This window comes from Plantibacter sp. AC185, from assembly GCF_979258065.1.
The window spans coordinates 338,887-351,406 of the sequence record NZ_OZ409831.1; the positions used below are offsets into that span (position 1 = coordinate 338,887).

The following is a 12,520-nucleotide window of genomic DNA, read 5'->3' on the forward strand; positions in this document are numbered from 1 at the left end:
CTGTTCACCGCTGGATGTCGTCTAGGCCGACTTCTCCTGGCGGCGAGCCGCACGAGGGACGATCGTCGGGGCCGCGTTCTCGACGACGGACTCCCGGGTGATGACCACGCGAGCGACCTCGTCGGTGGAGGGCACCTCGAACATGATCGGCCCGAGCACCTCTTCCATGATGGCTCGGAGCCCTCGGGCACCGGTCTTGCGGAGGACGGCGAGGTCGGCGATCGCTTCGAGTGCTGCCTGGTCGAACTCCAGCTCGACGCCGTCGATCTCGAACATGCGCTGGTACTGACGCACGAGCGCGTTCTTCGGGACCGTGAGGATCTCCATGAGCGCGTGCTGGTCGAGCGGCGTGACCGTCGTGACGACCGGCAGGCGACCGATGAACTCGGGGATGAGGCCGAACTTATGGAGGTCTTCCGGCAGGACCTCGCCGAAGAGGTTCACGTCGTCGCCCTTGCTGTGCAGGGGTGCGCCGAAGCCGATGCCCTTCTTGCCCGCGCGGGAGGAGATGATCTCCTCGAGCCCGGCGAAGGCCCCGGCGACGATGAACAGAACGTTCGTCGTGTCGATCTGGATGAACTCCTGGTGCGGGTGCTTCCGGCCGCCCTGCGGGGGTACCGAGGCGACGGTTCCCTCGAGGATCTTGAGGAGCGCCTGCTGGACGCCCTCGCCGGAGACGTCGCGCGTGATGGAGGGGTTCTCCGCCTTGCGTGCGATCTTGTCGACCTCGTCGATGTAGATGATGCCGGTCTCCGCGCGCTTGACGTCGTAGTCGGCGGCCTGGATGAGCTTGAGGAGGATGTTCTCGACGTCCTCGCCGACGTAGCCGGCCTCGGTCAGTGCTGTCGCATCGGCGACGGCGAAGGGGACGTTCAGTCGCTTCGCGAGGGTCTGCGCGAGATACGTCTTGCCGCAGCCCGTCGGGCCGATGAGGAGGATGTTGCTCTTCGCGATCTCGATGTCGTCGTGCACCGTCTCGGCGGGAGCGAGCGTGGCGCGGGAGCGGACGCGCTTGTAGTGGTTGTACACCGCGACCGAGAGCGCCTTCTTCGCGGCCTCCTGGCCGATGACGTACTCCTCGAGGAAGGCGAAGATCTCCTTCGGCTTCGGGAGGTCGAACTCGCTCACCGTCTCCTCGCTCGCTTCAGCGAGTCGCTCGGCGATGATCTCGTTGCACAACTCGACGCACTCGTCGCAGATGTACACGCCGGGACCAGCGATCAGCTGCTGGACCTGCTTCTGGCTCTTGCCGCAGAACGAGCACTTGAGCAGATCGGCGCTTTCGCCTATCCGTGCCATGTCTTTCCCTCTCCCTGGAGATTCGGTGCTCCGAGCCTAACCTGTCCCTGCGACAACTCGGCGCGCCACCCCGCTGGGATGACGCGCCGAGTCGTGAGCACGGGAACCGGGTCAGGCCGTGATGGCCGCGATCGGGTTCTTCCGTGAGGTGAGCACCTGGTCGATGAGACCGTACTCGAGCGCCTCGGCGGCCGAGAGGATCTTGTCGCGGTCGATGTCCTTGTTGACCTGCTCCACCGAACGGTTGGAGTGGTGTGCCAGGGTCGACTCGAGCCAGCCGCGCATGCGGAGGATCTCGGCCGCCTGGATCTCGATGTCCGAAGCCTGTCCGTGGCCGGCCTCGCCGACGGCGGGCTGGTGGATCAGGATGCGGGCGTTCGGGAGCGCCAGGCGCTTGCCCGGCGTACCGGCGGCGGTGAGCACGGCAGCGGCGGAGGCCGCCTGTCCGAGGACCACCGTCATGACGTGCGGACGGATGTACTGCATCGTGTCGTAGATCGCCGTCATCGCGGTGAACGAGCCACCGGGTGAGTTGATGTACATGACGATGTCGCGGTCGGGGTCCATGCTCTCGAGCACGAGCAGCTGGGCCATGATGTCGTCGGCCGATGCGTCGTCGACCTGCACGCCGAGGAAGATGATGCGGTCCTCGAAGAGCTTCGCGTACGGGTCCTGGCGCTTGTAGCCGTAGGCCGTGCGCTCTTCGAAGCTCGGGAGGATGTAGCGAGCACCCGGCATCTGCAGCGAGCGGCCCGCCGCACTGAACGTTGGAGTCTCCATGTGTTGCATTCCTGTCTGGTCGAAGCCGGGTTACTTGTCGCTGTCGACGGTTCCGCCGCCGCCGGCCACGTCGAGCGCGGATTCACGGAGGTGGTCGACGAAACCGTATTCGAGCGCCTCTTCGGCGTTGAACCAGCGGTCGCGGTCGCCATCGGCGTTGATCTGCTCGACGCTCTTGCCGGTCTGCGCCGCGGTGATCTCGGCGAGACGGCGCTTCATGTCGAGGATGAGCTGCGCCTGGGTCTGGATGTCGCTCGACGTCCCGCCGAATCCGCCGTGCGGCTGGTGGAGGAGCACGCGGGCGTTCGGGGTGATGTAGCGCTTGCCCTTGGTGCCGGCCGTGAGGAGGAGCTGACCCATCGACGCGGCCATGCCGATACCGACCGTGACGATGTCGTTCGGCACGAACTGCATGGTGTCGTAGATGGCCATGCCGGCCGTGATGGAGCCACCGGGCGAGTTGATGTAGAGGTAGATGTCGCGCTTCGGGTCGTCCGCGGCGAGGAGCAGCAGCTTGGCCGCGATCTCGTTCGCGTTCTCGTCGCGGACCTCGGCGCCCAGCCAGATGATCCGGTCCTTCAGCAGGCGGTCAAAGACACTGGGCGAGAACTGTGGTTCGGCCATTATCGCTCCGTTTCGGTTGTGCAGTGGTTCGAATCTATCGGAGGCGACGCGCGACCAACGCCCTGTTCGCCCTCGGCAGACTCCCGGGCGGCGGGGTTCGCCGGAGGCGGACGGCGAGCGGACGGACCGCGCGACCGTTGGGGCTCAGCGGAGCGGATCCGTCTCGAGTTCGTCGGCGTAGGCGCGGACGGACCGGTGGTATCGCGGCAGGTGCGGCACGAGAGCGCGGAGCGCGACGGCGGTCGCTCGACGCGGGTCCCCCGAGCTGGCGAGCGCCAGGGCCAGGAAGGCCGCGGTCGCGTCCGCGTACGGACCGGTCGGATCGTCCGCGAGCTGCTGTTCGAGCAGGACGACACTCTCAGCGGTCCGGCCGAGGTTGCGGAGGGTGCTCGCCAGTTGGATGATCGCCTGCGGACGGTGCTCCTCGTCGAGCCCGGCCTCGAGGGCGGCCCGGTAGAGCACCTCGGCCTCGACCTCGTGGCCGGCGGAGTCGCGCGCGCCGGCCGCCTCGAAGGCGGCGCGGGCGTCACGCGCCGGACGCTCGGCGACCAGGGCGTCGATGGCCGCGATGCGCTGCTCGTCGTCGATGGTCTCGTCGGCCCAGACGGCTGCGACGCGGTCGTCCCAGCCGGTTGCGTCGGTCGTCGTCATGATGGCTCCCATTCGGCTGACGTGTCCGGAGACGACGACAGGGGCGGAATCGCTTCCGCCCCTGTCGTCACTGCTGGTGCTGTTCTACTCGGCAGCGGCCTCGTCGGCAGCGGCCTTCTTGGCCGGTGCCTTCTTGGCGGGCGCCTTCTTCGCAGGTGCCTTCTTGGCGGCGGCCTTCTTCGGCTCGGCCTCGGCCGGAGCCTCGTCAGCGGCGTCCTCGGCCGGAGCCTCGGTCGTCTCGTCGGCTGCAGTCTCGGTGGCGGCGTCCTCGTCCTCGACCACGGCGACGAAGTCGCTCAGGTCGACGGGCTTGCCGTTGGAGTCGACGACCTCGGCCTTGCCGAGCGCGATGGCGATGGCCTTGTTGCGGGCGACCTCGCCGACCATGGCGGGGATCTGACCCTGCTGGCCGAGTGCCTCGATGAACTCACCGGGCTCCATGCCGTACTGCGACGCGCTCTGGATGAGGTACTCGGTGAGCTCGTTCTGGTTCACCTGGACGTTGAGCGACTCCGCCAGTGCGTCGAGGAGGAGCTGCGTGCGCAGTGCCTTCTCGCTGGACTCGGTGACCTCGGCGCGGTGCTCGTCGTCCTCGAGGCGGTTCTCGCCCTCGAGGTGACGGTGCACCTCGTCCTCGATGACGCTCTCGGGCACGGGGATCTGCGCGGCCTCGAGCATGGCGTCGACGAGCGCGGTGCGTGCGTCGCGGCCCTGGGTGATGACCTGCTGGCGCTCGACGACCTCGCGCAGCTGCGCCTTGAACTCGTCGATGGTGTCGAACTCGCTCGCGATCTGAGCGAAGTCGTCGTCGGCCTCGGGAAGCTCGCGCTCCTTGACGGCGGTCAGGGTGACGGTGACCTCGGCGTCCTCGCCCTCGTGCTCGCCACCGAGCAGCGGCGAGGTGAAGGTGGTGGTCTCACCGGCGGTGAGGGAGTCGAGTGCCTCGTCGATGCCGGTGAGCAGCTCGCCCGAACCGATCTCGTAGGAGACGCCGCTCGCGCGGTCGACCTCGGCGTCGTTGATCTTGGCGACCAGGTCGAGCTGGGCGAAGTCGCCCGTCTTGGCCGGGCGGTCGACGGTCACGAGCGTGCCGAAGCGTGCACGGATGCGGTCGAGCTCGTCCTGGACGTCGGCTTCGCCGGCTTCCTGAGCGTCGACGGTGAGCTCGAGGCCCTCGTAGGCGGGAAGCGTGATCTCGGGACGGACGTCGACCTCGATGTTCACGAGCAGGTCGCCGGAGAAGTCCTTCTCGTTCGGCCACTCGACGATGTCGGCCTGCGGGCGACCGAGCGGACGGAGTTCGTTCTCCTCGAGTGCCTTGCGGAAGAAGCCGTCGAGGCCTTCGTTGACGGCGTGCTCGATCACGGCGCCCTTGCCGACGCGCTGGTCGATGATCGCCGGTGGCACCTTGCCCTTACGGAAGCCGGGGACGTTGATGTCCTCGGCGATGTGTCCGTAGGCGTGGGTGATGCTCGGCTTGAGCTCCTCGGGCGTCACCGCGATGGCGAGCTTGACGCGAGTGGGGCTCAGCTTCTCGACCGTGGTCTTCACGTGATTACTTCTCCTGTGTCGGGGATTCTGCCTCAGTTGAGGACGCAAAACGGAGTCGGGGCGACAGGATTCGAACCTGCGACCTCCCGGTCCCAAACCGGGCGCTCTACCAAGCTGAGCTACGCCCCGGATCGGCGACAATCCGGCCAGCCGGCCCGACCGACGAGCGGCGGGCGAAATGGCCTCGGTCAGTCTAGCCCAGAATCTGTGCGGCCCCTGTGCGGTTTCCGGGGCGGAACCGGCCTCGGGACACGAAGCTGCACGGATGGGCGCTCGGGATGCAGTAGCATTACCGGGTGAGTTCGTCGCATTGCGACGCCTCGGGGATGTAGCTCAATGGTAGAGCCTCAGTCTTCCAAACTGATTACGCGGGTTCGATTCCCGTCATCCCCTCTCCGTTCGTCAGAACCATGCAGCGCCGTGCGAGCAGGCGCGACGGTTCGGCTCCGGTCCAGCGGCCTTCTGACGCCGAGCCCTTTCGACAGACTCAGGGGTCGAAACGTCCCGGGCGCACCTGTCCCGGTCACTGAAGTGGCACGTGTCGAGCTGCCCTTCGACAGGCTCAGGGACCGAAACTTCCCGAGCGAACCTCTCCCGGTCACTGAGCCTGTCGAAGTGCCCACGAGGACGCCTCATCGTTCCGGGCGCACCTGTCCCGGTCACTGAGCTTGTCGAAGTGCCCACGAGTCACCCGTTGACACGCTGAGACACCGAAGCGTTCCGGGCACACCTCTCCCGGTCAGTGAGCTTGTCGAAGTGCCCACGAGTCACCCGTTGACACACTGAGACACCGAAGCGTTCCGGGCACACTTCTCCCGGTCACTGAGCCTGTCGAAGTGCCCACGAGGACGCCTTGTCGTTCGGAGGTCAGAACGGCGCGGGATCCGGTTCGGTCCGGTGGTGTTTCCCGTCGGGTGTCGTCCAGTCGAGGACCCCGCCCGGCCGATGCTCGAGGTCCCATCCGGGGAGGTGTTTCATCCGGTGGTGATGTCGACACAGGCAGGCGAGATTCCCGACATCTGTCGTCCCGCCGTCCTCCCAGGCGACCGAATGATCGAGGTCGCAGGCCCGGGCGCGTCTGCCGCAGCCGGGTGCGCGACAGGTGCCGTCCCGGAGGCGGACCGCCCGTTGCAGATCGGCCGGAACCCGGTACTGGTTGCGGCTGACGGAGAGGATCGCGCCGGTTTCGGGTTGGACGAGGATCCGGGTGAAGCTGGGTGCGTTCACCGCGATACGTGCTGCGGTCTCCGGGTCGATCGGGCCGTAGCCGTCGAGGGTGGCCGGGGCGTCGCTGACGCCGGCCATGCTCAGCGCAGGCACCGTGATCTGGACGGTGGGCTTGATGTGCTCCTGCACTTCGATCGGGTGTGGGAGCACTGGGCTCGACATGACGTCTTCCGGGGTCACTCCGGTGAGGGCGAGGGCCGCGAGGGCGTCGGCCTGGAGCTGGGCGCAGGTGCGGGTGTCACCCGCGGCACGGCTTTCGGCCGCGGCGGCTTCAACGCGCTCGATGATGCCCTGCGCGATGGGTGCGGTGGTGAAGAGGTGCACCCAGGCCATGCCGTCGGCTGCGGGTTCGAACTCGACGCGGCGGTCAGCCTCGGAGCGGACGGCGCGGGCGGTGATGGATTCCGGGTGGAGACGCTCCCGCAGGACGCGGGCTCGGTTCTTGAGGCCTGCGGCGGTCATGCGCTCCGCCTCTGGCAGGACCTGGTCGAGAAACGCTGCCCGTCCCGCGGTCGGGACGTCACAGAGCTGGTCGGTGATCACCTGCGCATGCCGCGCCGAGATCCGCCCCGCCTCCAGCGACGCCAGCACAGCCGGTGCGTCATTCACCAGACGTTCGGCGTCGTTCGTCGCAAGCTGGACCGTCCGCTCCGGCATCCGGGTCGCCATCGCGAGGGCCGCACACGTCGACCGACGGGACAGCGCCTGACGTTCAGCCGGCGGGAAGATCGCCGGGACCGTGGCGTCCGCGAAGGCATCGGCATAGGCGGCGGAGCGGGCCAGGAGGCGCGCCTTCCGCGCGTCCAGGACGGCCTGCTGCCGGTGGAGCTCCGCCCACTCGTCCGAGAATTCAGCCAGCTGCGCGGCGTACTCGTCACCAGCGCGTATCGCGGCGGCGGGGGTGATCTCGGTCATGGAACAAGTTCACCATGGACCACTGACATTCCAGATGGTGAGTGAGATCGGTTGTGGAAGTCGCTCGTGTGCCCTTCGACAAGCTCAGGGACCGGAAGAGGTTACTCAGGGACCGGGAGAAGGCCACCGGAGCGGGAGGTCCCACCCGTGCCCTTCGACAGGTCGTCGCCTGGGGAGGACGGAGGACAGGATGCCCGACGCCCTAGGCTGAGCGCATGCGACTCGACGCGATCTGGCCCCACATCTGGACGGTGGCCGGTGCGCTCGTCTTCTTCGTCGGGGTGTACGCACTCGCGACCGGGCGACTCGGCGTCGGACTCATCTGCATGATCGGCTGCGTCGTCTGTCTGTCCGGCTCGCTCGCCGCGCAGCGTCGCCTCAGGAAGCGCGACGCACGCCGCCGCTAACCCTCGTCGACGGCTGCGGCGTGGACCGCTCTGAGGGCGACGTAGTGTGCGGCGTTCTGTCGGATCGCCTCCTGCTCGTCGGCCGTCAGCTCCCGCCGCACCTTGGCCGGGACCCCCGCGACGAGCGAACCGGGCGGCACGATCATGCCCTCGAGGACCACCGCTCCCCCGGCGACGAGCGACCCGGCACCGATCACGGCGCCACTCAGGACCACGGAACCCATCCCGATGAGGCAGTCGTCCTCGACCGTGCAGCCGTGGACGACCGCGTTGTGCCCGACGGAGACGTTGCATCCGATGACCGTCGGGTGGCCGCTGTCCGTGTGCACGGCGACCCCGTCCTGGATGTTGGACCCTGTGCCGAGCGTGATCGAGTCGGAGTCCGCGCGGAGGACGGCGTTGTACCAGACGCTCGAATCCGCGGCGAGCGTCACGGCGCCCACCAGCACGGAGCCCGGCGCCGTGTAGGCACTCGGGTCGATCTGGGGCGAGCGTCCGTCTGAGAGTTTCCTGACCGTACCGTGCAGCGTCATACCGGCCACGCTATCGCAGGCGGCCCCAGCCGTCGGGAACCCGCGTCGTTCCGGGGTGAATCGCCGGTACGGTCAGGCTTTCCTTGCTGAGTGCACCCTTCGTAAGCCGAGCCTCGACTTCCTTGCGGAATGTCTGCGGCTGAGTACCGTTGCATTCAAGCAGACCGACGAATCCGCCCGACCAGGGCCTCACTCGTCAACGAAGGGGAAACACCATGACCGACATCACCACCTCCATTCCGCAGGCCGTCGCCAACCCGGACGTCGCAGCAGGCACCGCGCAGTTCCTCAGCCCCGTCGTCGTCGACCTCACCGCCATCGTCGTCAACGGCAAGCAGGCCCACTGGCACGTGCGTGGCGCGAACTTCATCGGCGTCCACGAGCTGCTCGACGACATCGTCGACCACGCGCAGGAGTGGGCCGACCTCGCCGCAGAGCGCATCGTCGCCCTCGGACTCCCGGTCGACGCACGCCTCAGCACCGTCGCCGCGAAGACCAGCACGCCCGAGCTGAGCGAGGGCTTCCAGCAGTCCGACCGCACCATCGCCGAGGTCATCGCCCTCATCGACGCGGCCTCCGCCTCGGTCAACACCGCGGTCGACGAGCTCGACGAGCTCGACCAGACCAGCCAGGACATCGCGATCGAGATCGCCCGCGGCCTCGACAAGGACCGCTGGTTCCTCTTCGCCCACCTCAGCCGGTAGCACCCCGGCGGGGCGACCCGCCAGCATCACCCACGAAGGGGCAGTCATCCGTGACTGCCCCTTCGTCGCGCGTGTCACCCATCAATCGTTGCGCTGGAGCAGGGCGAGGACCGCGAGGACCCGTCGGTGGTCGCTCCCGGAGTCCTCGAGACCGAGCTTCTGGAAGATGGCCGAGATGTGCTTCTCGACCGCACCGACACCGACCCGCAGGCGTTCGGCGATCGCCGTGTTCGTGCGCCCCTCCGCCATGGCGGAGAGCACCTCCGTCTCACGTGGGGTCAGGCCGGCCAACGGGTCGCGCTGTGCTGCGAACAGGGTGCGGACCACGTCGGGGTCGAGGACGGTCCCTCCCTCGACCAACCGGTGGATGGCGTCCTGCACCTCCTCCAACGAGGCGACCCGGTCCTTGAGCAGGTAGCCGATCCCACGCCCGCCGTCCGCGAGCAGCTCCCGGGCGTAGACGGTCTCGACGTACTGGCTGAGCAGCAGGACGGGGAGGTCGGGATGCTCGGCGCGCAGCGCTATCGCTGCGCGGACCCCTTCGTCCCGGAACGTGGGCGGCATGCGGACGTCCATGACGATGAGGTCCGGTCGGTCCGCCGCGAGCCCGCGCTGGAGCGCCTCCGCATCGGCGTAGGCGGCGACCGTGATGAAGCCGGCCTCGTCGAACAGCCGCATCAAGCCCTCGCGGAGGAGTGTCGAATCCTCGGCGATCACGATGCGGAGCGGTCCTCCACCGGCACGGTCAGGGCTGATCACGCGTTCAGCCTACGGGGAGCGAGATCGAGACGGCGCTGCCACGTGCGACGCCGTCCCACACCGGGGCCGGCTCGATCACCAGTCTCCCGCCGAGGCCCTGCGCGCGTTCCGTCAGGCCTTCGAGACCGTGGCCCGGTTCCAGGTGCACGCCGCCCCGACCGTCATCGGTCACGCGGAGGGAGAGCCGCGAACCCAGCTGCTGGTCCACTGTCACGTGGGCCTCGACGCCGGCGCGCCGCGCATCCGCATGCTTCGACACGTTGGTCAGGAGTTCGGCGACGATGAAGTAGATCCCACGTTCCGTCTCACGAGGCAGCGTCACCGATGAGACGACCGCCAGCTCCGTCCTCGTCGGCACCGGACACCGCGCGGCGAGGTCGTCGAGTGCGGCGACGAGGCCGCGGTCCTGCAGCAGTGGCGGCATCAGGCCCTTCGAGAGCGCACGAAGTTCGTCGAGCGTCTCGGCGGCCTGGGCGCGCGCCTCACCCAGGAGCGAGCGTGCCGAGGCGGGGTCCGTGTCGAGGCGTCGTTCGGCGGCCGCGAAATCCATCTGCAGCCGGACGAGTCGCTGCTGCGGACCATCGTGGATGTCCCGTTCGAGCCGCCGCACCGCGCCCGCCTCAGCCGAGACGGCGGCACCGCGTGCACGCCGCTCCGCCAGGAGCTCGGCTCGCAGCTCCTCCTGTGGCCGCGCACCGAACAGCCCGGAGGCGATGGCGTGGTGCAGCAGCACCAGCACCCGGAGGACCAGCGGAAGCGTCACGAGGAACACGACGCCGAGCGAGAGGTTCCAGAGCTTGTCGGCGAGCAACGCGTCCGACGGGTCCAGCGTGGGAGCCAGCAGCTCCGCGAAGCCCGAGGAGGAACCAGCCGAGAGCCGGTCCGCCCAGATCCAGTACGTCGTGCCGGCGACGGCACCCACGGTCCAGGTGATGGTCAGCCCCCAGGTGATGCCCCCGACGATCGGGTTCACGATGACCGTGTGCAGGGCCGCGAGCCACCAACGCGGTCCGGCGAGTGGAGCGAGCACGGCACCCAGTGTCGTCTCAGTCCCGATGGACGACCGCCAGGCTCCTCCTCGGATCGGCGGGAGCCCCGTCGTGCGGAGACGCGCGACCTCGAGCTCCACGAACGCCCGCGACACCCAGAGGCCGCCGACGATGATCAGGAGACCGACCCCCAGGATCGCGAGCCCGAAGCCGAGGGAGAGGATCACCACGGCCACGATGCTTCCGGCGATCACGATCGGCAGGTTGGGCAGCAGGAAGAGGAGCGATCCGGGGACGTCCCGCCAGAGCCGACCGTATCGCCATGCGCCTCGGGTGGAGGGATCGGGCTTCGCCGACGCGTCGAGCTGTCGGCCGATGGCGGTGGTCATGAAGGAGGTCCTTTCGACGGAGCGGTCCCGGCTCTCGCACCGGTCACCTCAGTCTGTTCGGCTCCGCCGACGAACGGCATCCGGTGGACGCCCCATTCCGATCGGGGGTTATCCCCCGGCCGGGTCGACGGATGGAGCCGCCGTCAGGCGCCCACCCAGCATCGTCGAACGGACCGGCATGGTGCGCAGGGCCTCCGGTGCGCAGGAGAACGGGTCGAACGGCACGACGACGAGGTCGGCGGGGCGGCCGACGGCCACCACGTCATCGTCTCCTCTGGTCGACGCCGCCAGTGCCTCCTCGACCGTGATGGCCTGCTCCCCGTGCCAGGCCTCGCGTCCATCGCGGCTGCGCGTCACGGCGGCGGCGATGGAGACCCACGGGTCGAGCGGAGCGACCGGGGCGTCGGAACCGAGTCGGAGCGTGGCGCCGGCGTCGAGGAGGCTGCGGAGTACGAAGGCACGGTCGGTGCGCCCGGCCCAGTGGACCTCGGCGATGTCCCGATCGTCCATCGCGTGTTCCGGCTGGACGCTCGCAGCCGTCCCGGTCCGCGCGAACCGCTCCAGGTCCGAGGCCCGGAGCAGCTGCGCGTGCTCGATCGTGCCCCTCGCGCCGGTCGTCTCGATCGCGTCGAGCGCGAGGGTGTTGGCGCGGTCACCGATGGCGTGCACCGCGCAGTGGAGGCCGTTGGCGGTCGCCAGGGTGAGCAATGCGGTGAGTCGCTCCGGCGGGACGTTGAGCATCCCGTGCGCGTCGGTTCCGGGGGCCGAACCCGGATAGGGCGCTTCGCAGCAGGCCGTGCGGGTGTTGAGGGATCCGTCGGTGATGACCTTGAACGGGCCGACCTGCACCAGGCCGTCCGTTCCGGCGAGCACTCCCCCGGTCACGAGCCCGGCGTCGATCGCGCGCTCGAGGTGCTCGGCGTACACACCGAAGGAGATACGGAGCGCGCGGGTCCCGTTCCCGACCCGACGGATCCAGTCCGCGGCGTTCCAGCGCATCTCCAGGTCGACGACACCGACGACGCCGCGTGATGCCGCCTGATCGGCTGCGGCGTCGACCCAGCGGTCGGAGAGCTCGTCGGCGACCTGGTCGAGCTGCTTGAGGACGGCGAACGACTCCTCCTCCCGCAACAGGCCGGTGGGATGGTCGGCGAAGCCAGTGGCCCGGAGCGCCGCGCTGTTCAGCCAGCAGCAGTGCAAGTCGGCACTGACCAGCACGACCTCGCGGTCCGGGGCGATCGCGTCGAGGAGTGCGAACGTCGGCGTGTCCGGCCAGAGGGCGTCCCGGAACTTCGCGCCCTCGACCCAGCCGTCACCGTCGGCCCCCTGAGCGATCCGCTCAGCGACCAACTCGACCGCCTCGGTGGCGGATGCGGCCGAGGACAGGTCGACGCGCCTGGCCGTACGCGCCCACTGGGTGAAGTGCACGTGGTGGTCCCAGAGCCCGGGCAGGAGGAAGCCACCACCGCCGTCCAACACACCGGGGGCGCTGCTACGGAGGACCTCGGGGTCGGCGGGTCGGATCGCCGCGATCGAGCCGTCCTCCAGCAGGACGTCGACCCGTTCGGCGTCGGACGAGCCTCCGCGGCGCGGTCCGGACAGGTGCACGTCGGCGATCGTCGTGACGAGGTCGCTGTCGGGTCCAGGGCGGTGCTCGGTCATCACATCGGTCCTCGTCGGTTGGGCAGGCGG

Annotated in this window: 12 protein-coding genes and 2 tRNA genes; 3 read left to right on the forward strand and 11 right to left on the reverse strand. The window is 68.8% G+C overall.

Annotation, left to right across the window (positions count from 1 at the left end; genetic code table 11):
* Nucleotides 1-21: 21 nt before the first annotated feature.
* From clpX to ACZZZB_RS01535, 6 genes are all read right to left on the reverse strand, one after another.
* Nucleotides 22-1,299 (reverse strand): ATP-dependent Clp protease ATP-binding subunit ClpX, encoded by a 1,278-nt coding sequence (gene clpX / locus ACZZZB_RS01510; protein ID WP_064295154.1) that lies wholly within the window; start codon nt 1,297-1,299, stop codon nt 22-24.
* 111 nt (nt 1,300-1,410) lie between these two features.
* Nucleotides 1,411-2,079: an ATP-dependent Clp protease proteolytic subunit gene (locus ACZZZB_RS01515; RefSeq protein ID WP_071260849.1), complete on the reverse strand. Its 669-nt coding sequence runs from the start codon at nt 2,077-2,079 to the stop codon at nt 1,411-1,413.
* A gap of 30 nt (nt 2,080-2,109) precedes the next feature.
* Nucleotides 2,110-2,703 (reverse strand): ATP-dependent Clp protease proteolytic subunit, encoded by a 594-nt coding sequence (locus tag ACZZZB_RS01520; RefSeq protein WP_056006680.1) that lies wholly within the window; start codon nt 2,701-2,703, stop codon nt 2,110-2,112.
* Nucleotides 2,704-2,847: 144 nt separating this feature from the next.
* Nucleotides 2,848-3,354, reverse strand: a complete 507-nt coding sequence (locus tag ACZZZB_RS01525; protein WP_192018088.1) for a tetratricopeptide repeat protein — start codon at nt 3,352-3,354, stop codon at nt 2,848-2,850.
* A gap of 84 nt (nt 3,355-3,438) precedes the next feature.
* On the reverse strand, nt 3,439-4,905 hold the full coding sequence (tig, locus tag ACZZZB_RS01530; protein WP_463528823.1) for a trigger factor: 1,467 nt from the start codon (nt 4,903-4,905) through the stop codon (nt 3,439-3,441).
* Between the two features lie 55 nt (nt 4,906-4,960).
* Nucleotides 4,961-5,034: transfer RNA gene (locus ACZZZB_RS01535), tRNA-Pro, on the reverse strand.
* Between the two features lie 193 nt (nt 5,035-5,227).
* On the opposite strand from ACZZZB_RS01535, the gene ACZZZB_RS01540 reads away from it, so the two are divergent.
* Nucleotides 5,228-5,298: transfer RNA gene (locus tag ACZZZB_RS01540), tRNA-Gly, on the forward strand.
* A 474-nt stretch (nt 5,299-5,772) separates the two neighbouring features.
* Here ACZZZB_RS01540 and ACZZZB_RS01545 read toward each other — a convergent pair.
* On the reverse strand, nt 5,773-7,047 hold the full coding sequence (locus tag ACZZZB_RS01545; protein WP_463528824.1) for an HNH endonuclease signature motif containing protein: 1,275 nt from the start codon (nt 7,045-7,047) through the stop codon (nt 5,773-5,775).
* 215 nt (nt 7,048-7,262) lie between these two features.
* On the opposite strand from ACZZZB_RS01545, the gene ACZZZB_RS01550 reads away from it, so the two are divergent.
* A complete protein-coding gene (locus tag ACZZZB_RS01550; protein ID WP_079705708.1) occupies nt 7,263-7,454 on the forward strand; it encodes a hypothetical protein in 192 nt (63 codons plus the stop codon).
* On the opposite strand, the gene ACZZZB_RS01555 is transcribed toward ACZZZB_RS01550, so the two are convergent.
* Nucleotides 7,451-7,987 carry a gamma carbonic anhydrase family protein gene (locus tag ACZZZB_RS01555; RefSeq protein ID WP_426736917.1) on the reverse strand — a complete coding sequence of 179 codons (537 nt, stop codon included), beginning with the start codon at nt 7,985-7,987 and terminating at the stop codon, nt 7,451-7,453. The genes ACZZZB_RS01550 and ACZZZB_RS01555 overlap by 4 nt on opposite strands.
* 215 nt (nt 7,988-8,202) lie before the next feature.
* Here ACZZZB_RS01555 and ACZZZB_RS01560 point away from each other — a divergent pair, with 215 nt between their 5' ends.
* Nucleotides 8,203-8,691, forward strand: coding sequence for a Dps family protein (locus ACZZZB_RS01560; RefSeq protein WP_064295149.1), 489 nt, complete (start codon nt 8,203-8,205; stop codon nt 8,689-8,691).
* 81 nt (nt 8,692-8,772) lie between these two features.
* Here ACZZZB_RS01560 and ACZZZB_RS01565 read toward each other — a convergent pair whose 3' ends face one another.
* From ACZZZB_RS01565 to ACZZZB_RS01575, 3 genes are all read right to left on the reverse strand, one after another.
* A complete protein-coding gene (locus ACZZZB_RS01565; RefSeq protein WP_463528825.1) occupies nt 8,773-9,450 on the reverse strand; it encodes a response regulator transcription factor in 678 nt (225 codons plus the stop codon).
* Nucleotides 9,451-9,454: 4 nt separating this feature from the next.
* Nucleotides 9,455-10,828, reverse strand: a complete 1,374-nt coding sequence (locus tag ACZZZB_RS01570; protein ID WP_463528826.1) for a sensor histidine kinase — start codon at nt 10,826-10,828, stop codon at nt 9,455-9,457.
* 108 nt (nt 10,829-10,936) lie between these two features.
* Entirely contained in the window at nt 10,937-12,490 is a 1,554-nt protein-coding gene (locus tag ACZZZB_RS01575; RefSeq protein WP_463528827.1) for an amidohydrolase, read from the reverse strand.
* Nucleotides 12,491-12,520 lie beyond the last annotated feature (30 nt).